The organism is Mycobacterium sp. 852013-51886_SCH5428379 (assembly GCF_001665575.1).
Classification (GTDB): domain Bacteria; phylum Actinomycetota; class Actinomycetes; order Mycobacteriales; family Mycobacteriaceae; genus Mycobacterium.
Map to the genome: position 1 here is coordinate 245078 of NZ_LZSU01000051.1, position 19117 is coordinate 264194.

Annotated in this window: 17 protein-coding genes; 7 read left to right on the forward strand and 10 right to left on the reverse strand. The window is 69.0% G+C overall.

Going from position 1 to position 19117, the window contains the following annotated elements:
- Positions 1–5: 5 nt before the first annotated feature.
- The 6 genes from A5757_RS21305 to A5757_RS21330 all read right to left on the reverse strand — a co-directional run bounded on the left by A5757_RS21305 (position 6) and on the right by A5757_RS21330 (position 7055).
- A complete protein-coding gene (locus A5757_RS21305) occupies positions 6–842 on the reverse strand; it encodes an NAD-dependent protein deacetylase (protein ID WP_066838365.1) in 837 nt (278 codons plus the stop codon).
- Positions 843–881: 39 nt separating this feature from the next.
- The gene (locus A5757_RS21310) at positions 882–2345 is read right to left on the reverse strand and encodes a serine/threonine-protein kinase (protein WP_197497414.1); all 1464 of its coding nucleotides are present in this window, start codon (positions 2343–2345) and stop codon (positions 882–884) included.
- Positions 2346–2395: 50 nt separating this feature from the next.
- Positions 2396–3517: a BTAD domain-containing putative transcriptional regulator gene (locus A5757_RS21315; protein ID WP_066838371.1), complete on the reverse strand. Its 1122-nt coding sequence runs from the start codon at positions 3515–3517 to the stop codon at positions 2396–2398.
- A gap of 65 nt (positions 3518–3582) precedes the next feature.
- Positions 3583–4077, reverse strand: coding sequence for a hypothetical protein (locus A5757_RS21320; RefSeq protein WP_066838374.1), 495 nt, complete (start codon positions 4075–4077; stop codon positions 3583–3585).
- 36 nt (positions 4078–4113) lie between these two features.
- Complete coding sequence (locus tag A5757_RS21325) at positions 4114–4596, reverse strand: hypothetical protein (RefSeq protein WP_066838381.1); 483 nt, start codon at positions 4594–4596, stop codon at positions 4114–4116.
- Positions 4593–7055 carry a molybdopterin oxidoreductase family protein gene (locus tag A5757_RS21330; RefSeq protein ID WP_066838384.1) on the reverse strand — a complete coding sequence of 821 codons (2463 nt, stop codon included), beginning with the start codon at positions 7053–7055 and terminating at the stop codon, positions 4593–4595. Before A5757_RS21330 ends, A5757_RS21325 begins: the two co-directional genes overlap by 4 nt.
- 97 nt (positions 7056–7152) lie before the next feature.
- Here A5757_RS21330 and A5757_RS21335 point away from each other — a divergent pair, with 97 nt between their 5' ends.
- Positions 7153–7746 (forward strand): TetR/AcrR family transcriptional regulator, encoded by a 594-nt coding sequence (locus A5757_RS21335; RefSeq protein WP_066838388.1) that lies wholly within the window; start codon positions 7153–7155, stop codon positions 7744–7746.
- 12 nt (positions 7747–7758) lie between these two features.
- Here A5757_RS21335 and A5757_RS21340 read toward each other — a convergent pair whose 3' ends face one another.
- On the reverse strand, positions 7759–8298 hold the full coding sequence (locus tag A5757_RS21340) for a cysteine hydrolase family protein (RefSeq protein WP_066838390.1): 540 nt from the start codon (positions 8296–8298) through the stop codon (positions 7759–7761).
- A gap of 43 nt (positions 8299–8341) precedes the next feature.
- Between A5757_RS21340 and A5757_RS21345 the strand changes: the two genes are divergently transcribed.
- Positions 8342–10384: an NAD(+) synthase gene (locus tag A5757_RS21345; RefSeq protein ID WP_066838778.1), complete on the forward strand. Its 2043-nt coding sequence runs from the start codon at positions 8342–8344 to the stop codon at positions 10382–10384.
- 21 nt (positions 10385–10405) lie between these two features.
- Here A5757_RS21345 and A5757_RS21350 read toward each other — a convergent pair whose 3' ends face one another.
- Positions 10406–11008, reverse strand: a complete 603-nt coding sequence (locus A5757_RS21350) for a TetR/AcrR family transcriptional regulator (RefSeq protein ID WP_066838393.1) — start codon at positions 11006–11008, stop codon at positions 10406–10408.
- 74 nt (positions 11009–11082) lie between these two features.
- Between A5757_RS21350 and A5757_RS21355 the strand changes: the two genes are divergently transcribed.
- A complete protein-coding gene (locus tag A5757_RS21355) occupies positions 11083–12327 on the forward strand; it encodes an FAD-dependent monooxygenase (RefSeq protein ID WP_066838396.1) in 1245 nt (414 codons plus the stop codon).
- The gene (locus tag A5757_RS21360) at positions 12324–13778 is read left to right on the forward strand and encodes an MFS transporter (protein ID WP_066838399.1); all 1455 of its coding nucleotides are present in this window, start codon (positions 12324–12326) and stop codon (positions 13776–13778) included. Before A5757_RS21355 ends, A5757_RS21360 begins: the two co-directional genes overlap by 4 nt.
- Here the strand turns inward: A5757_RS21360 and A5757_RS21365 are convergent.
- Positions 13717–14550 (reverse strand): enoyl-CoA hydratase/isomerase family protein, encoded by an 834-nt coding sequence (locus A5757_RS21365; RefSeq protein ID WP_066838402.1) that lies wholly within the window; start codon positions 14548–14550, stop codon positions 13717–13719. The two genes, A5757_RS21360 and A5757_RS21365, sit on opposite strands and share 62 nt — an antisense overlap.
- Positions 14547–15425 (reverse strand): ribokinase, encoded by an 879-nt coding sequence (locus A5757_RS21370; protein ID WP_066838404.1) that lies wholly within the window; start codon positions 15423–15425, stop codon positions 14547–14549. Before A5757_RS21370 ends, A5757_RS21365 begins: the two co-directional genes overlap by 4 nt.
- Positions 15426–15493: 68 nt before the next feature.
- On the opposite strand from A5757_RS21370, the gene A5757_RS21375 reads away from it, so the two are divergent.
- From A5757_RS21375 to A5757_RS21385, 3 genes are read left to right on the forward strand one after another with little or no spacing between them, the layout of a single operon-like run.
- On the forward strand, positions 15494–16741 hold the full coding sequence (locus A5757_RS21375) for a glutamate-5-semialdehyde dehydrogenase (RefSeq protein WP_066838407.1): 1248 nt from the start codon (positions 15494–15496) through the stop codon (positions 16739–16741).
- A 15-nt stretch (positions 16742–16756) separates the two neighbouring features.
- A complete protein-coding gene (locus tag A5757_RS21380) occupies positions 16757–17632 on the forward strand; it encodes a MoxR family ATPase (RefSeq protein WP_066838410.1) in 876 nt (291 codons plus the stop codon).
- Between the two features lie 13 nt (positions 17633–17645).
- On the forward strand, positions 17646–19097 hold the full coding sequence (locus tag A5757_RS21385) for a VWA domain-containing protein (protein ID WP_066838413.1): 1452 nt from the start codon (positions 17646–17648) through the stop codon (positions 19095–19097).
- Positions 19098–19117: the final 20 nt, after the last annotated feature.

Below are 19117 nucleotides of genomic sequence, written 5' to 3' on the forward strand. Positions count from 1 at the left end.
CCCATCTAAGCGGAAGTCGCCCAGCCGGGCAGTTCGTCGGCGAGCAGCGCGAGGATCGGCGAGCAGCCGTTGTCGATCTTCACGGTCGCGAGGTCGTCGCCGCGGGTCGGGCCGCGGTTGACGATCGCGACCGGTATGCGGTGCGCTGCGGCGTGCCGGACGAAGCGATACCCGGAGAACACGGTCAACGACGAGCCCGCCACCAGCAGGGCGTCCGCGGCGTCCACGACGGCGTAGGCGCGCTCGACCCGTTCCTTGGGCACGCTCTCGCCGAAGTACACGATGTCGGGTTTGAGCATGCCGTCACACACCGGGCAGTCCACGATCCGGAACTCGTCGGTGTCGTCGACGACCGCGTCGGCGTCTGGGGCGACCGCGATGCCACCGACCGATTCGGCCCGCTCCAAGAACCCAGGATTGGCGGCCTCGAGGTCCTCGGCGAGCGCGGCCCGGCTCATGGTGTGTCCGCAGTCCAGACAGATCACCTGGGCGTAGGTGCCGTGCAGGTCGATGACGCGGCGACTGCCGGCCTTGGTGTGCAGCAGGTCCACGTTCTGGGTGATCAATCCGGTGAGCACCCCGAGCCGTTCGATTGCGGCCAGCGCGCGGTGGCCCGCGTTGGGCAGCGTCGCGGCCATGTGCCGCCAGCCGATGTGGTTACGCGCCCAATAGCGTTGCCGGAACGCGGGGTCCGACGTGAACTGCCGGATCGTCATCGGATTGCTGGGCGGCGAATCGGGGCCGCGGTAGTCCGGGATGCCCGAATCGGTGGACATACCGGCGCCGGTGAGCACCGCGACACGGCGACCGGCGAGCAGGCCGACCAGTTCGGGGGATTCCACCCCGTCCAGGGTACGGATTCGCGGCGGCAGGTCCCGTCGTCACGCGTTGTCGATCCACCAGTCATAGAGGCGGTCCAGATGCCGGCCCCTGGCGGTGCCGAGCAGGAGGTCGGAATCCCGGGTCCAGACGATGTCCGCGAACCCTTCGTAGGTGCCGCAGGCCAGTGAGCCGGCGACCTCGTCGGCGGAGTCCTCGTAGTCCCAGTTGGTCGGCGAGTCGTCGGAGTTGGGGCAGGGGGTGAGGTCGTCGTAGGCGATGACCTCGTCGAACGCCCGGTCGAGGTCGTCGGCGTTGGCGAACAGCGCGAAGTAGGCGGTCTGCTGACCGCTCGACGGCGAGGTCGGTCCGCAGGTCACCGCGGCCACGGCGTTGCCGATCCGGTCCTTGTCCGGCACGCAGGTGTCGGGATGGATCACGACCTCGAGCAGGTCACGTTCAGTGGGTGGGAGATCTGTGTCGGCGCCGGGCAGGGCGGCGGACGGTTTGACGACGGTGCGGGTGATGGTCTGTGTCGCCGACATTCCCGTCGCGTGGTCGCCGCGGCCGGCCAGCCACACCGCGGCACCCGCCACGGCGACGAGCGCCACCGCCGCCACCGCACCGATGACGGCGAGGCTGCGTCCGGACCGTCGCCCCGCGGGTGCGGCGCCGCGCAGGACGGCCGCGGGCATCGTGTCGGCTTGCGCGGAGGTCGTGGCACGGTCGCCGAGTGCGGCCTCGGCGGCGCGGGCGAATTCGCCGGCGCTGGCGTACCGGTCGTCGGCGTTCTTGGCCATTCCGCGCGCCACCACCGCGTCGAATTCGGCTGGAATGTCGGGCCGTAACCGACTCGGCGCGGGTGGCGGATCCATCAGATGGGCGGTGATCAGGGTGCTGACGCTGTCGGCGGGGTAGGGCTGTGCGCCGGTCAGGCACTGGTGCAGCACACAGGCGAGCGCATAGACGTCGGCGCGGTGGGTGACCGGACCGCCGCTGAATCGTTCGGGCGCCATGTAGGCGAACGTGCCGATCGTGGTGCCCTGGTCGGTGAGGGAGTTTTCGCTTGCGGCACTGGCGATCCCGAAGTCCACCAGATAAGCGAAGTCATCGGCGGTGAGGAGGATGTTCTCCGGTTTGACGTCGCGGTGCAGGACACCCGCGGCGTGCGCAGCGTCGAGGGCGCCCGCGATCTGACGCACGACCGATACCGCGCGCGGCGGCGCCATCGGCCCACTGCGGGCCAGCGCGGTGCGCAGATCGATTCCGTCGATCAGCCGCATGTCGACGAACAGGTGCCCGTCGATTTCGCCGTAGTTGTGGATGGGGACGACGTGCGGTTCCTGCAGCCGGCCCGCGGCCCTCGCCTCGCGCTGCAACCGTTCCCGGAAGACCGGATCGTGCGACAGCGCGTCGGGCAGCAGCTTGAGTGCGACCGTGCGGCCCTTGACGGTGTCCTCGGCCTCGTAGACCTCACCCATACCGCCGCGGCCGAGCAGCCGGGTCAGCCGGTAGGGGCCGAACATCGAACCCGCGCGCGAGGAGTGCGGGCCGCTGGTCACAGGAGCAAACGGTACTACCCGCCGGCATCCTCGACGACGAAGGTGAATCGGTGCCCGCAGATCGTGAACTCGTCGCCGTCGTTGAGCGGGGTGCTGCCGTGGACGCGGCTGCCGCCGAGCTCGACGCCGTTGGAGGACCTCAGATCGCTGAGCACGTAACCGGCCCCGGTACCGATGACGGCGGCGTGGTGGCGGCTGACCATGGCGTCGTCGACGACGACGTCGTTGTCCGGTAGCCGACCGATCCGGGTGGCGATCGCCCGCAACGGATGCCGATTTCCGTCGGGCCCGATGAGCACCCCCGCGGCGGCGGCGGTGCTCACCGCGGTCCGCTGTTCGAGCACGGTGACGGTGCCGACGGCGGCGGTGTGTGCGGCGCGGCGGATGTCGAGCGGCTCCTGGCGCAGGATCTTCTCGTACAGCGCGCGCAGGGACGGGCCGGGATCGACGCCGAGGTCGTCGGCCAGCGTGGTGCGCAGCCGCTGATACGCGTCCAGCGCGTCGGACTGGCGTTCGCAGACGTAGTACGCGCTGATCAGCTGCGTCCACAGCGGTTCGCGGTAGGGGTGCTCGGCGGTCAGCATCTCCAGTTCGCCGATCAGCGTGGCGGCGCGTCCGCAGACCAGTTCGGCCTCGGCTCTGGCGGTGACGGCGGACAGGCGGTCCTCGGCCAGCGCGGTGGCGAAGGCCTCGGCGAAGGTGAAGCTGCGCAGGTCGTCGAGTACGGGGCCACGCCACAACGCCAGCGCCTCAGTGAGTTCACGGGCGGCGGCCTCGAACCGGTTGGCCGCCGCGGCCTGGGCGGCGTTCGATCGTGCCGCGACGAACCGGTCGAGATCGCAGTGCCCTTCGGGCACCGTCAGGCGGTAGCCGGGTGGCGCACTGGCCAGCGAGGAGCGGGCGTCGGGCACGGCGAGCAGCTTGCGCAGGTTCGACACGTACGAGTGCAGGCTGGCGCGCGCTCCCGCGGGTGGGGAGTCCGCCCACAGCGCGTCGGTCAGCGAGTCGACGCTCACCGCGCGGTTGCGGTTGATCAGCAGCATCGCCAGCACCGCCCGCTGCTTGGGCGTCCCGAGCGGCGTGTCGACGCCGTCGATGACCAGCTGCAGCGGACCGAGCAGTCCGAAGTCAAGCACCGTCCCACCCTATGCGGTCACGACAGGGACGTGGTCGCGCCACGCATCGGTGAACTCTTGCGGTGTCAGCGCTGCTGGGTCGGACACGCCTCGACGGGCACATCGATTTCGAGCGGTCCGAACTCGGCGAAGGTGAAGGTCATCGGAACCGACATCCCCGGTGTGACGTCGGCGTCGAGGCCGTCAACGGTGGCGGGCGGCAGGGCGGCGGTGGGCTGCGGCTGACCGAACGCGAGTACCCCGCCGGCAGGGATGTCGACGGCGGCGCCCTCCGGCAGGGTGACCTCGGCGCGGTCGGCACTCACCGAGGTGAGCCGTTCGACGTCGACGGGCCGATTGTTGGTGACGGTGAAGCGCAGTGCGGCGGAGTCACCGATCTGCAGGGCGCAGCTGTCCGGCAGGAACCTGGGGACGATGAAGGCGTTTTCGACGGTGGTGAGGCTGGTCGTCGACGTCGTGCCTCGATTCGTCGATTCGGGGTCCGCATCGGGACTGCAGCCGACCGTCGCGGCGGTCAGCAGGATCGAGCCGATCACCAGGTGGGCACTGGTGTGGGACATCACTTCTCCTTTGCATCATGCGGGCAGTACCCGGCTTCAGGACGTCAGTGCGTGCGGTGAGAGCTCCTTCAACATCGCGTTGGCCCAGCGCATCTGGCGCAGCGTCTGCGGGTGGCAACGCTCGGTCACCGCGAGGAGGTCGCTGTCCTTGGCGGCCTGTGCCCCCTGGCCGAGCAGTTCCCAGTCCAATGACGCCCCGGCGGCCACGCGGTGCACCCGGCGCAGATCGGCCAGCAGCACCAGCGCGGGTTCTGGCCGGCGCCGCAGCGCATCGCTGAGCTTCTCCTGTACGACGCGGCTGACGGCCATGCGGCGGGGACGGGTCGAGAGACGCACGCCGTGGCGCCGGCCGTGCCGGGCCAACGCCTCGACGTGCTCGTCGCACCAGCCGGCCAGGTCGCGGGCGAGGTGGCAGATGTCCTGATCGCTGTGGTGGCGGGCGGCGATGGCGCGCAGCTCGTGGGCGAGGCGGCGTTCGCTGCGGTGCAGTTCGCGTATGGCGAGGCCGAGCTTGCTCATCGTCCCGCCTCCGCGACCGGGTGCTCGTCGACCGCGGCGGCCGGACCGCCGACGGTATCGGCGACGCCGTCGCTCACGGGAGCCGATGCGGCGGTCGTCGGCGCGGGCGCCGGGCAATGTCCCGCGCCGACGCGCCGAACCGAGGCGGCAGCGGTCTTGAAGATCGGTTGTTTCGACACCGGATCCCAGTCGGTGAGCGTCAGTTCGTTGGCTGCCCGGTGGTGTCCCGATGGATCGGTGTCCCCGTGGCCATCGGTGTCCCAGTACCCGTAGTGGAACGGCAGGAACACCACGCCCGGGCGGATGCCGGTGATGCGCGCGGCGGCCGTCACGCATCCGCGCGGCGTGCGGATCTCGAGCAGGTCGCCCTCGGCGATGCCGGCGTTTCGGGCGTCGTCGACGGAAACCTCGACCCAGACCTGCGGTGCGGCGGCGTCGAGCTGCGGTGCCCGGGCGGTCTTGGTGCGGGTGTGGAAGTGGTAGACGGTGCGCCCGGTGATCAGCACGTAGGGGAACTCCGCCGACGGACGTTCGTGCGGGCGCACGTATTCGGCTGCCTTGATGATCGCTCGGCCGAACGGGTTCATCGCGCGGTACTCGGTCGGTTCGAGCGGGGCGCCGGTGATCAGATCCTTCCCGTAGGCCTCGCAGTAGTCGGGGTCGGCGAAGAACTGCCCGTCGGCGTAGAGCCGTTCGGTGCCATCGGGATGTTCTGCGGTGCATGGCCATTGCACGCCGCTGCCTCCGCGCAACTTCTCGTAGGTCAGGCCGGTGTAGTCGCAGGGTCGTCCGGCGCTGCAGGTCTTCCACGCCTCGAACGCTTCCTCGGGGGTTGTCCAGGCCGGTAGGGGGTTGCCGTCCTTGTCGCGGAAGTCCATGCGGCGGGCGTAGTCGAGGAAGATGTCGAGATCCGAGCGCGCGTGCCCAGGCGGATCGATCGCCTTCTCCGAGAGGTGGACCGTGCGATCGACGTTGGTGAACGTCCCGGTCTTCTCACCCCACGCCGCGGCGGGGAGCACCACGTCGGCCAGTTGTGCGGTCTCGGTGAGGAAGAGATCCTGCACCACCAGGAAAAGCCGCTCCTGCGACAGGATGCTGCGGATTCGCGACAGTTCGGGCAGCGACACCGCGGGATTGGTGGCGCTGACCCACAGCATGCGCAGGGTGCCCTCCTCCGCGTAGCGGAACATCTGCATGGCGTGGGTGGGCGGGGCATAGTGCGGAATCTGCATCATGTCGATGTTCCAGATACCGGCCAATTGCTCGATGTGAGAGTCGTTCGCCCAGTTGCGGAATCCCGCCAGGTCACCGTCCGCGCCGCATTCGCGGGTGTTCTCGGCGGTGGGCTGGCCGTTCATCTGCAGCAGCCCGCAGCCCGGTTTGCCGAGCATCCCGCGCACGAGGTGGATGTTGTTGACCTGCACTGAAGCGGCGGTGGCTTGGTGGGACTGGTAGAAGCCCTGCAGCACAGTCGACAGCAGTCGTTCGGCGTTGCCGATGATCCGTGCGGCGCGCCTGAGCTCGTCGGCGTCGATGCGGCAGATCTCGGCGACGCGCTCGGGCGGGAATTCCGCCACCCTCTTGGCGAGCTCGTCGAAACCCACCGTATGCGCGTCGATGTAGTCGTGGTCAACCCAGTCATGAGCGAGGATCTCGTGCAGCAGCCCGTTCATCAACGCGACATTGGTGCCCGGCAGTGGGGCGAGGTGCACGGTGGCGTGGCGGGCCACCGGCGTCGGGCGGGGGTCGACGCAGATGATGGCCGGCGGGTTCGGTCCGGCGAGCCGGTCGAGCATCCGCATCCACAGCACCGTCTGGGTTTCGGCGACGTTGTGGCCGTAGAGCGCGATGACGTCGGCATGGTCGACGTCGGTGTAGGAGCCCGGCTGGCCGTCGCAGCCGAACGATTCTTTGAGCGCCTCGGCCGCCGTGGCCGTGCACAGGCGGGTGTTGCCGTCCACGTGGTTGGTGCCGATGGCGCCGTGGGCGATCACACCCTGCGTGTAATACTCCTCGATGAACAACTGGCCCGAGGTGTAGAAGCCGATCGATCCGGCGCCGCGTTCGGCCAGCAACTGCTTGCTGTGGGTCACGATGGCGTTCATCGCCGTGTCCCAGTCGGTCTCGACCAGGGTGCCTGCGCGCCGGATCAGGGGAGTGGTGAGCCGGTCGGCCGACGCGTTGGCCTGCCATCCGAACAGGTCCTTGGGGTCGAGACGGCCGTGGTTGACGCGGTCGACCGCGCGGCCGCGGACGCCGACGATCCGGCCGTCCTTGACGGCGATGTCGAGTCCGTCACCGTTGGAGTGCAACACCGCCGCGGACTGCACCCACCTGTCGACCTGCTCGGGCGAGACGCCGTCGGCCAGATACTGATCGATGCGCTGCGGCCACGGCTGGCCGGCACCGTATGGGGTGCGCGATCCCCAGGGTTGCGCGATGCGGTCTGTCCGTCCCATCGTGGCTCCTCTCTCGCCGGTCCGGGATCGGCGCTACAGACCTGTCTGTAGCGCCGGTGATACCCTCCCGGGAACGGCCCGAAACCGGAGCGGACACATGCCCCCACCCGAGTCACCGTCGGCCCGCGACCGGATACTCGCGACGGCCTACGACCTGTTCACGAGGCGCGGCATCCGCGATGTCGGGGTCGACGAGGTGGTCGACAGGGCGGGCGTCGCCAAGACCACCCTCTATCGGCACTTCCCGTCCAAGGACGAATTGGTGATCGCCTTCTTGGCGCAGCGGGAGCAGGTCTGGACCGTCGAGATGGTGGACCGGCAGTCCCACCGACGGGCCGACGACCCGGAAGGTCGCCTGCTGGCGATCTTCGACGTGTTCGACGACTGGTTCGCCGAGCACAATGATTTCGAGGCCTGCTCGTTCATTAAGGTGTTGCTGGAGATGGGTGCCGACGGACCTGTCGGTCGAGCCTGCATCGAGCACCTCGCCAACATTCGGGCCATCGTCGCCGAACGGGCCCGGCTCGCCGGCCTGCGCGACGTCGACGAGTTCACCCTTGCCTTCAACGTCCTGATGAAGGGCAGCATCGTGGCCGCGGCGGAGGGCGACGCCGCGGCCGCCAAGCGCGCCAAGCCGATTGGCGCCTGGTTGATCGGTCAGCACCGCGCGGGCCGGGAGCCCGATCGCTGATCGCCGCGGCGATCAGTGCAGACAGTCGGCGGCCGCGATGAGCTCGGCGCTCATGTTGTCGGCCATCATCCGCAGTGCGGCCTCTCCCAGTTCGGCGTCGATGTGCGCGACCGCGTCCCGCGGGATCACGACGGGGAAGTGCCGGACGTAGGCGTCCAGCGCGGTGTAGAGGATGCACTGTTCGGTGACCTGACCGGTCAACACGACACGGTCGGGCTGCAGCTGCGTGAGCAGATACGCCAGCGGGGTGGCGTAGAACGCGCTGTGGCGGACTTTGGTCATCAGCCGGCAGCCGTCGTGCGGGACGATCGGCTTGACCAGATCCGGGCGCTCGCCGTCGAGCGCCGACTGCACGATGTCGCTGAACTCCGCGGAGAAGTCGCCGTAGTTGTCGTTGACGTAGATGAGGTCGACGTCGTCGCGGGCGCGGGCGTCGCTGACGAGTTTGGCGAGGGGGTCGACGATCGCCTCGACGTTCGGCGCCAGCTTTTCGGCGTCGGGATGGTCGTAGGTGTTCATCATGTCGATGATCAGCACCGCGGTCTTGGTCATGGCGCAGGCATACCCCGAAGCGAAACCGGGCAACAATGTGGGCATGGATTTTTTCTCGGCCTACCGGCACGGGTTCGTCCGCGTCGCCGCCTGCACCCACACCACCGCGCTGGCGGATCCCGCGGCCAACGCCGAATCGGTGCTCGGGCTGGCCCGCGAATGTCATGACGACGGCGTCGCGCTCGCGGTGTTCCCCGAGCTCACGCTGACCGGCTACTCGATCGAGGACGTCGTACTGCAGGACGCGCTGCTCGAAGCGGTCGAGGCGGCGCTGCTCGACATCGTGGTGGGCTCGGCCGAGCTGCTGCCGGTGCTGGTGATCGGCGCACCGCTGCGGCACCGCAACCGCGTCTACAACACCGCGGTGGTCGTCCACGGCGGTCAGATTCTCGGCGTGGTGCCCAAGTCCTACATCCCCAACTACCGCGAGTTCTACGAGAAGCGGCAGCTCGCCGCCGGCGACGACGAGCGTGGTGAGATCACCGTCGCCGGGGTGGAGGTGCCCTTCGGTCCCGATCTGCTCTTCGCGGCCGCGGATCTGCCCGCCTTCGTCCTGCACGTCGAGATCTGTGAGGACATGTGGGTGCCGGTACCGCCGAGCGCAGAGGCTGCGTTGGCGGGTGCGACGGTGCTGGCCAACCTGTCGGGCAGTCCGATCACGATCGGGCGCGCCGAGGACCGCAATCTCATGGCGCGGTCGGCGTCGTCGCGGTGTCTGGCGGCCTACGTGTACGCCGCCGCGGGTGAGGGGGAGTCGACGACCGATCTGGCCTGGGACGGACAGACGATGATCTGGGAGAACGGCGTGTGCCTGGCCCAGTCCGAGCGGTTCCCCAAGGGTGAGCGACGGTCGGTGGCCGACGTGGACGTCGAGCTGCTGCGCAACGAACGCGTCCGAATGGGCACGTTCGACGACAACCGCCGCCATCACCTGATCGACGAGGATGCGTTTCGCCGCGTCGAGTTCACCCTCGATCCGCCCACCGGCGACATCGGTCTGCGACGAGAGGTCGAGCGGTTCCCGTTCGTCCCCGCGGACGAGGCTCGCCTCGAGCAGGATTGCTACGAGGCCTACAACATTCAGGTGGCCGGCCTCGAACAGCGGTTGCGCGCCCTGGATTTCCCGAAGATCGTGCTCGGACTCTCGGGCGGTCTGGACTCCACCCATGCGCTGATCGTGGCGGCTCGGGCGATGGACCGGGAGGACCGGCCGCGCAGCGACATTCTGGCGTTCACGCTGCCCGGGTTCGCGACCGGCGAGCGGACCAAGGACAACGCGACGCGGCTCGCCGAGGCGCTGGGTGTGAGCTTCGAGACCATCAACATCACCTCCACGGCCGAACTGATGCTGACGAACATGGACCACCCGTTCTCGCGCGGGGAGAAGGTCTACGACGTGACGTTCGAGAACGTCCAGGCCGGGTTGCGCACCGATTACCTGTTCCGGCTGGCCAACCAGCGCGGCGGTATCGTGCTCGGTACCGGTGACCTCTCCGAGCTGGCGCTGGGTTGGTCGACCTACGGTGTCGGCGACCAGATGTCGCACTACAACGTCAACGGCGGGGTGCCGAAGACGTTGATCCAGCACCTGATCCGCTGGGTGATCTCGTCGCATCAGTTCGACGACCGGGTCAACGAGGTGCTGCAGTCGGTGCTCGACACCGAGATCAGCCCGGAGTTGGTGCCCGCCGGCGAGGACGAGGAGATCCAGAGCAGCGAAGGGAAAGTGGGGCCCTATGTCCTGCAGGACTTCTCGTTGTTCCAGGTATTGCGGTACGGGTTACGCCCGTCGAAGGTGGCGTTCTTGGCGTGGCACGCCTGGAGCGACTCTGATCGTGGTGACTGGCCCGTCGGCTACCCCGAGGACAAGCGTCCGGAGTACTCGCTCAAGGAGATTCGGCATTGGCTGCAGGTGTTCGCGCAGCGGTTCTACTCGTTCAGCCAGTTCAAACGCTCGGCTCTGCCCAACGGCCCCAAGGTCTCCGCGGGCGGTTCGCTGTCCCCGCGCGGTGATTGGCGCGCGCCGTCGGACATGTCGGCGCGGGTGTGGCTCGACGAGATCGAGCGGTCGGTCCCCGAAGGCTGACACGGCGGGTCAGATCCGGCCTCACGGGTGCTTGCCGAATCCCGTTGCCAGCGGCAGGAAGATGTCATCGACGATCTCGAGAAGCGTGTCTCGCGAGACCCCGGCCATGGTCATGAAGAGCTCGTGGCGCAGCAGATCAGCCGGCAGGCTCACGATGCGAGCCGGTGGTGTGGCGGAGAGCTCCCCTCGGCGGACAGCGCGCTCGACGATCGTCTCCATGGAACTCGGCCCGTCAGGAAGAAACAGTGCGCGCAACTGATCCGGTGATCTGCCCGATTCGTCGAAGTACGCACCGATCAGCGCGGCGAACAGGCCGATGGTCCGCGATCGGCGGTCGTTGAAATCGGTCAGGATCGCCAGTACATCACCGCGCAGCGTCCCGGTGTCGGGCACCGGAATCGTGTCGATCTCGCCCCGGTGACGGATCACGGCTTCGAGTAGCTCCAATCGGGTCGGCCAGCGCCGGTACAGCACCGAGCGTGCGGATCCCGATCTCGCGGCGACCGCATCGATGGTGAAGCGTTCGTAGCCGGCTTCGACCAGCTGATCCCAGCCCGCTTCCAGGATCGCGGACTCGAGCGCGGCGCCACGGCGCCGCTGCCCAACCGCAGTTTTAGAGGACACTTGCGTAGCTTATCGCAGCGCGCTACCGTCCGGATAAGCAACACAACTGTCGCTTATCTTTCGGAGGTTCACGCATGAGGACACGCACCGCACTGATCTCCGGAGCGAGCATCGCAGGCCCCGTCCTCGCGTACTGGTTGTCCGAGGCCGGCTGGGACGTCACGATCGTCGAACGCGCCGACCGACTCCGCACGAGTGGATACCCCGTCGACGTCCGCGGGACCGCGGTCGACGTCGTCCGCCGGATGGGTCTGTACGACGCGATGTCGGCGCAGCGCTACCGCCACGTGCCGGTCGACGTGCTGACCCCCCGTGGACATCGGTTGTGCACGTTGGACTACGGGAATCTGATCGCCTCATCGGGAAGTGCGGATGTCGAGCTGACGCGTGGCGTGCTCAGCGAAATCGTGTACCGGGCAACGGCCGAGCGGACCGATTATGTCTTCGGTGACTCGATCACCGCCCTGACCCAGCACGAGTCGGGCGTCGACGTCGCCTTCGGCCGCCGTCGACCCGCGACGTTCGACGTGGTGATCGGCGCCGACGGCATCCACTCCAACGTCCGGGCACTCGCCTTCGGTGAGGAGGGGCGGTACCTCCACCACCTCGGTCCGTACGTGGCGATATGGGATCTGCCGAAGGACTTGTTCGATCCGGGGACCGGTTTCTTCTACTCCCACCCCGGACGGACCGTACTGGTGGAGCGGACGCCCGGCGGAGCCGCCGCGCGGGCATTCCTGACCTTCGTCCACCCGTCCCCGGGTGCCGTGGACCGGTACGACACCGACCGCATCCTGGACGCGCTGCATCGAGCCTTCGCTGAAGATGACTGGCGCACAGGGGAAGTCATCGACACGCTGCCCGGCGCCGACGACGTCTACTTCGACACGGTCAGTCAGGTGCGCATGGACCGCTGGAGTTCCGGCCGCGTGGCACTCGTGGGTGACGCCGCGTATGCGCCTTCGTTCCTGTCCGGGCAGGGTACGAGCATCGCGATCGCCGGAGCCTACGTGTTGGCGAGTGAACTCATCGCTCACGACCGACCGGGCCCGGCTTTCGCGGCCTACGAACACCGGTTGCGCGACTACGTGACGAAGAATCAGGCCCTTGCGTTGCGTACCGACGGAACCGTCTTGGCTCGCACCCGCGGTCAGCTGCTACGCCGAAACGCCAAACTCTGTGCGGTACCACTGTTGCAGCACCTCGGACTCGTCGGACTCCTGCAGAGCCACCTGCGCACCGCCGCGAACGATCTGTCGCTGTCCGATCGAGATCTTCGCCGCTCGCGACGTCCTCTGGACGCGAGCGACACTCGATGATCGAGACCCCGCGGCTCATCCTGTGGGCGGCGGTCCTCACCCTCGCCAACGTGCTCGCCGACGTGGTCATCGGGTCCCCGATGATGGTCGTACCTCAGCTGCTCGACCACTTCGGCACCGACCAGACGGCCTGGCTGAACGCGAGTGCGATGCTGGCAGGCGCCGTCTGGTCACCACTGTTCGCCAGGTGTGCCGACGTCTACGGTAGGCGCCGGACGCTGACCGTGGCGCTCCTGCTGGCCTGCGCGGGAGCGCTGATTTGCCTTGCCGCTCCAGTTCTTTGGGTTTTCCTGCTGGGTCGTTTTCTCCAGGGCGCCGCCTTCGCCGCGGTGTTCCTGACCGTCGCCCTCGTCCTCGGGATCTGCTCGGCCCGGGTCGCGATGACGGTGATCGGGGTCGTGACGTCCAGCTCGTCGGTCGTCGGGATCATCGAGCCGTTCCTGATGAAGCCGGTCATCGACGCGTTCGGTCACCAGGGTGTGTTCGCCACGGCGGCCGTGCTCGCGGCCGCGGCAGCGGCCGGAGTCCGCCTCCTCGTCCCGGAGTCACCGGTCCGCAGCCGGGGCCGCATCGACGTGGTCGGCGCGCTGCTTCTCGGTGGCGGCCTCGGCGCGGTGCTCGCCTACATCAGCCTCGGCGGCGATCTCGGATGGCTGTCCATCGGTATGACGGTTCTGCTGGTGACCGGTGCCCTCGCGTTGGGCGCCTGGGTGTTCCGCACGCTCCGGGTCAATGAGCCCATCATCGACATCCGCGCACTCACCCGACCAGTGCTGCTCACGCTGCTGGTGCTGGTCCTGGCGGCGGGTGCGTTCCGGAGCATGTTGCAACTGATCGGCATCGTCGCCTACGTGCCTCCCGGGCTCGGACTCGGCTACGGGCTGGGTGACGGAACGGCGGTCGCCGCGCTGTTCGCCGCGGCGAATCTCGGGATCGCGCTCGGCGGTATCGGCGCCGGATGGCTCGCGGGCAGGATCGGTCCGGCGAGACCCCTGCTCGGCGGCATCGCCGTCGGGATCCTGGCGACCTACGCGATGGTGCCGGGCACATCTGTGCCGCCGCTGGCGATGTGCTGCGGCGGCTTGCTCGGCGTGGCCGCCGGCGCGATCGGCGCCTCCGGCTACAACCTCGCGACCAGCCTCGAAGCGCCCGAGCGGCAGGGCTCGGTCGCCGGGCTGGTTTCGGTGGTGAGCGCGCTGGGCTCAGTCCTCTTCACCATCGGCGGCGGCGAGGTGCTCGAAGCAACGCGCATCCCCGGCGTGCTCGTCGACGGCGCTCCGGCAAGCACGGCGACCGGCGTACACCTCTATATTGCGGCGAGCGGTCTGCTCCTGGTCCTCGCAGCGGTGCCCGCAACCATGTTGGCGCGCAATGCCCGTCGTCCGCCGGCTAGAGCCGCCCGTCGATCCGTAGCTCCGGATGCACCCAGTTCGGGGAGCGTCGTTCCTTGAACGCCATGAACCCCTCGATCGACTCCGGGGCGCCCAGGCTGGCCTGCATCCCGATGCGGTCGTAGAGGCCGATGTAGTCGTCGAGGCTGGACTTGATCACCGTGCGGGCGTGTGGCGCGGTCCGGCAGCACTGCGCCAGAACGTCTTTCGCGGTGTCGATCAGTTCGTCGTGCGGCACCACCCGGGCGATCAGACCCCAATCCAGGGCTTCTGCGGCGGAGAGGGTGCGGCCGGTGAACATCAGGTCGCGGGTGCGGACGGGACCGATCAGCCGGGCCAGCATGTGGCTGTAGTAGGTGTCGGCGATCCCGCGGTAGAGCTCCGGGACCCGGAACGTCGCCCGATCGCTCACCACGGCGATGTCGGCGCACAGCGCGATCTGCATCCCGCCGCCCTGACAGAGCCCGTTGACGGCCGCCACCACCGGTTTCGACGACTGCCGCAGGGTGTCGAACGGCAATGCGTCCATGCCGAGCGCCGAGCCGAACGTCAACCAGTTGTCCGCACCGCCGCCGCCCATGTCGCCGCCGGGGGCGAAGACGTCACCGGTGCCGGTGATGAGCAGGCCCGCCAGATCCGGATCGCCGTCGACGTGGCGCACCGCGTACTTGATCCCGAAGTACATCGCCGGTGTCATGGCGTTGCGCGCCTCGGGACGGTCGAGCGTGCACACCCCGAAGGCGCCTTCGCGGCTGAACTTCAGGAAGTGGGTGCCCAACCAGTCGCCCTCCGGCGGCCGGGGTGTCTGGTCGATCGTCTGCTCTGACGTCATTCCTGTCCTCTCGTCATTCGGGTCATCGCGTCGGCGATCGCCGCCGCAGTCGGGGCACAGTCACCCGCGCCGGGGGTCAGCGTGGCGAGCGCGCCGGCCACACACGCCCGGCGCAACGCGTCCTCGGGTCCGGCGGGCCAGTGCGCGGCCAGCACACCGGCGAACACATCGCCGGCGCCGGTGGTGTCGATCGCGTCCACCGCCGGGGCCGGGGCGTCGAAGGATTCGCCGCCGGCCAGATGGCTGGCGCCGCGCGGGCCGCGGGTGGTGATCAGATGGGGGACCGGCCAACGCCAGTCGGCGGCCTCGGTCTCATTGACCACCACCACGTCGGCGAGGTGCGACAGCGTCTGCAGATCGTCGGCCGCTGCGCCGGCGGGCGACGCGTTGACCATCACCACCGCTCCCGCGTCGCGGGCGATACGGGCGGCGGCGAGCACCGTCGCCGACGGGATCTCCAACTGGAGTAGCACCACGTCGGCGTGGGCGATCACGGCACGCACCGGTTCCGGATCGACGGTCAACCGGCCGTTGGCGCCGGGCGCGACGACAATCGTGTTCTCGGCGGCGGAGTCGACGACCACCACCGCGGTCCCGCTCGGCCCCGGCACTGTCGCCACTGCGTCGAGGCGGACGTCGTTGCCCGCGAGGTGGGCGCGCAACCGTGGCGCGGCGTCGTCCGTACCGAGGGCGGCGACCAGCGAAACCTGTGCCCCGGCGCGGGCGGCGGCAACCGCCTGATTTCCGCCCTTGCCGCCCGGGGACCAGGACGACGACGAGGCGAGCACCGTCTGGCCGGGGTGCGGCAGCGCCGCGACGGTGAACTGGAGATCGGCGTTGACGCTGCCCACCACGCAGACCCGCGCCGTCGCCATGCGGATAACGCTAGCCCAGCTATGGATGCGCCGGGGCCCGACCGGCGCACCTCCGATATCCTGGGCGGATGAGTGTGCACGCCCCCGCGGCGCCCGATCTGCGTGCGCAGGTGCACGACGCGGCCCGCCGGGCCCGCGCCGCCTCGCGCTCGCTGGCGACCCTGTCCACCGACGTCAAGAACCGTGCCCTGCGCGCCGCCGCGGACCGGATCCTGATGGACGCCCACATCATCATCGCGGCCAACGAGCGCGATCTCGAGACCGCGCGCGCCGCCGGAACGCCGGCCGCCATGCTCGACCGGCTGGCGCTCAACCCGCAGCGCATCGACGGTGTGGCCACCGGTCTGCGCCAGGTCGCCGGGCTGCCCGATCCGGTCGGGGAGGTGCTGCGGGGCAGCACGCTGGTCAACGGTCTGCAACTCCGCCAGCAGCGGGTGCCGCTCGGTGTGGTGGGCATCGTCTACGAGGGCAGGCCGAACGTCACGGTCGACGCGTTCGGGCTGACGCTGAAATCCGGCAATGCCGTACTGCTGCGCGGCAGCTCCTCGGCGGCGCAGTCGAATGCGGCGCTGGTCGATTCGGTCCGTGCGGCGCTGGTCGCCGAGGATGTCGATCCCGACGCGGTGCAGCTGTTGCCCAGCCACGACCGGGCCAGTGTCACCCACCTGATCCAGGCGCGCGGTCTGGTCGACGTGGTCATCCCGCGCGGCGGCGCCGGCCTCATCGACGCCGTCGTCCGCGACGCCCAGGTGCCCACCATCGAGACCGGCGTCGGCAACTGCCACGTCTACGTGCACGCCGCCGCCGATCTCGACATGGCCGAGAAGATCGTGCTCAACGCCAAGACCCGCCGCCCCAGCGTCTGCAACGCCGCCGAATCCGTCCTCGTCGACGCGGCGATCGCCGAGCACGCGGTGCCCCGGCTGACCCGCGCGCTGACCGAGGCCGGAGTCACCGTGCACGCCGACCCGTCCGAGGACGAGCTGCGCGCGGAGTTCCTGTCGATGGACATCGCCTTGGCCGTGGTCGACGGCGTAGACGCCGCGATCGAGCACGTCAACGAATTCGGCTCCGGGCACACCGAGGCCATCGTGACGACGGATCTGGCTGCGGCGCAGCGCTTCACCGAGCGGGTCGACGCCGCCGCGGTGATGGTCAACGCGTCGACGGCGTTCACCGACGGTGAGCAGTTCGGCTTCGGCGCCGAGATCGGGATCAGCACCCAGAAGCTGCATGCCCGCGGCCCGATGGGCCTACCGGAATTGACCTCTACCAAGTGGATCGTGTGGGGCGACGGCCACACCCGCCCCGTCTAGATCGGATGAAGTGATTTGAGCGTCCCCGCACGTCCCGCACCGCTGTTCGCCGACATCGACGACGTCTCGCGCCGGCTCGCCGAAACCGGGTACCTTCCCGACACCGCGACGGCCACCGCCGTGTTCCTGGCCGACCGCCTGGGTAAGCCCCTGCTCGTCGAGGGCCCGGCCGGTGTCGGCAAGACCGAGCTGGCCCGCGCCGTCGCCCAGACGACCGGTTCAGGCCTGGTGCGCCTGCAGTGCTACGAGGGGGTCGACGAGTCGCGCGCCCTCTACGAGTGGAACCACGCCAAGCAGATCCTGCGGATGCAGTCCGGTTCGAACGACTGGGACCAGGCCAAGACCGACATCTTCAGCGAGGAGTTCCTGCTGTCGCGTCCGCTGCTGACCGCCATCCGGCGCACGGAACCGACGGTGCTGCTGATCGACGAGACCGACAAGGCCGACATCGAGATCGAGGGCCTGCTGCTGGAGGTGCTGTCCGATTTCGCGGTGACGGTCCCCGAACTCGGCACCATCACCGCCGAGCGGCAACCGTTCGTGTTGCTGACCTCCAACGCCACCCGCGAACTGTCCGAGGCCCTCAAGCGCCGCTGCCTGTTCCTGCACATCGACTTCCCCGACCCGGACCTGGAGCGTCGCATCCTGCTCTCCCGTGTGCCCGAACTGCCCGAACACCTGGCCGCCGAACTGGTCCGCATCATCGGCGTGCTGCGCGGTATGCAGCTCAAGAAGGTGCCGTCGGTCGCCGAGACGATCGACTGGGGCCGCACGCTGCTCGCGCTGGGCATGGACACGATCGACGACGCGATGATCGCCGCGACACTCGGGGTGGTGCTCAAACACCAGTCCGATCAGCAGCGCGCCGCCGGTGAGCTGCGGTTGAACTGATGGGGAAGCACTGATGTCATCCCGCCGCGTCCGGCCCAAGCAGCCGCTGGCCCCGCACGGGATACCCGGCCACCTGGTCGAGTTCGTCGAAGCGTTACGCGGACAGGGCATCTCGGTGGGGCCGTCGGAGACCGTCGACGCCGGACGGGTGATGTCGGTCCTCGGGCTGGGTAGCCGTGAGGCGCTGCGGGAGGGAATCGCCTGCGCGGTGCTGCGTCGTCCCGATCACCGCGAGACCTACGACATGCTGTTCGACCTGTTCTTCCCTGCCGCGATCGGTGGTCGAACCGTGCTGGTGGACGAGGACACCGACGAAGACGCCTCGGATGATCCGGGATTGCCGGCCGAGGACGTCGAGGCGATGCGCAGCGCACTGCTGGAACTCCTCGCCGACAACCCCGATCTGGCCCGCCTCGACGAGCGGCTCACGGCGATGATCGCCAAGATCATCGAGTCCTACGGTCGCTACGACTCGAGTCGCGGACCGTCGTACTCGTCGTATCAGGCGCTCAAGGCGATGAATCTCGACGACCTGGAGGGCAGGCTGCTGGCCGGGCTGCTCGCACCGTACGGCGACGAGCCGACCCCCACCCAGGAGCAGATCGCCAAAGCCATTGCCGCGCAGCGGATCACGCAGCTACGCAAGATGGTCGAGAATGAGACGAAACGGCGCACCGCCGAGCGGCTCGGCCGCGAGCACGTCCAGACCTACGGGGTGCCGCAGCTCGCCGAGAACGTCGAGTTCCTGCGCGCGTCGGGGGAGCAGCTGCGCCAGATGCGCCGGGTGGTCGCACCGCTGGCCCGCACGCTGGCCACGCGGCTGGCGGCCCGCCGCCGTCGCTCCCGCGCCGGGGAGATCGACCTGCGCAAGACGCTGCGCAAGTCGATGTCGACCGGCGGCGTGCCGATCGACGTCGTGCTCAAGAAGCCGCATCCGGCGCGCCCGGAGCTCGTGGTGCTCTGCGACGTGTCCGGGTCGGTCGCCGGGTTCAGTCACTTCACGCTGATGTTGGTGCATGCGTTGCGGCAGCAGTTCAGCCGGGTCCGCGTGTTCGCCTTCATCGACACCACCGACGAGGTGACCGCACTGTTCGGTCCCGACGCGGATCTCGCGGTCGCCGTGCAGCGCATCACCCGCGAGGCGGGCGTCTACACCCGCGACGGCCACTCGGACTACGGCAACGCGTTCGTGTCGTTCCTGCACAAGTATCCGACCGCGCTGTCGCCGCGCAGTTCGCTGCTGATCCTCGGCGACGGCCGCAACAACTACCGCAACCCCGAGACCGAGCTGCTGGCCCGCATGGTCAACGCCAGCAGGCACGCGCACTGGCTGAACCCGGAGCCGCTGCATCTGTGGGGCAGCGGTGATTCGGCCGTACCGCGCTACACCGACGTGATCACGATGCACGAATGCCGCTCGGCCAAGCAGCTCGCCGGGGTGATCGACCAGCTGCTGCCCATCTGACCCGGGCCCGGCCTGCCGTA

What these genes read in the sequence shown, in the direction of transcription:
- A5757_RS21310 (WP_197497414.1), bottom strand. Translation starts at nt 2,345, where the DNA reads ATGTTCGGCCCCTACCGGCTGACCCGGCTGCTCGGCCGCGGCGGTATG.
- A5757_RS21320 (WP_066838374.1), bottom strand. Translation starts at nt 4,077, where the DNA reads ATGTCCCACACCAGTGCCCACCTGGTGATCGGCTCGATCCTGCTGACC.
- A5757_RS21325 (WP_066838381.1), bottom strand. Translation starts at nt 4,596, where the DNA reads ATGAGCAAGCTCGGCCTCGCCATACGCGAACTGCACCGCAGCGAACGC.
- A5757_RS21330 (WP_066838384.1), bottom strand. Translation starts at nt 7,055, where the DNA reads ATGGGACGGACAGACCGCATCGCGCAACCCTGGGGATCGCGCACCCCA.
- A5757_RS21335 (WP_066838388.1), top strand. Translation starts at nt 7,153, where the DNA reads ATGCCCCCACCCGAGTCACCGTCGGCCCGCGACCGGATACTCGCGACG.
- A5757_RS21340 (WP_066838390.1), bottom strand. Translation starts at nt 8,298, where the DNA reads ATGACCAAGACCGCGGTGCTGATCATCGACATGATGAACACCTACGAC.
- A5757_RS21345 (WP_066838778.1), top strand. Translation starts at nt 8,342, where the DNA reads ATGGATTTTTTCTCGGCCTACCGGCACGGGTTCGTCCGCGTCGCCGCC.
- A5757_RS21355 (WP_066838396.1), top strand. Translation starts at nt 11,083, where the DNA reads ATGAGGACACGCACCGCACTGATCTCCGGAGCGAGCATCGCAGGCCCC.
- A5757_RS21360 (WP_066838399.1), top strand. Translation starts at nt 12,324, where the DNA reads ATGATCGAGACCCCGCGGCTCATCCTGTGGGCGGCGGTCCTCACCCTC.
- A5757_RS21365 (WP_066838402.1), bottom strand. Translation starts at nt 14,550, where the DNA reads ATGACGTCAGAGCAGACGATCGACCAGACACCCCGGCCGCCGGAGGGC.
- A5757_RS21370 (WP_066838404.1), bottom strand. Translation starts at nt 15,425, where the DNA reads ATGGCGACGGCGCGGGTCTGCGTGGTGGGCAGCGTCAACGCCGATCTC.
- A5757_RS21375 (WP_066838407.1), top strand. Translation starts at nt 15,494, where the DNA reads ATGAGTGTGCACGCCCCCGCGGCGCCCGATCTGCGTGCGCAGGTGCAC.
- A5757_RS21385 (WP_066838413.1), top strand. Translation starts at nt 17,646, where the DNA reads ATGTCATCCCGCCGCGTCCGGCCCAAGCAGCCGCTGGCCCCGCACGGG.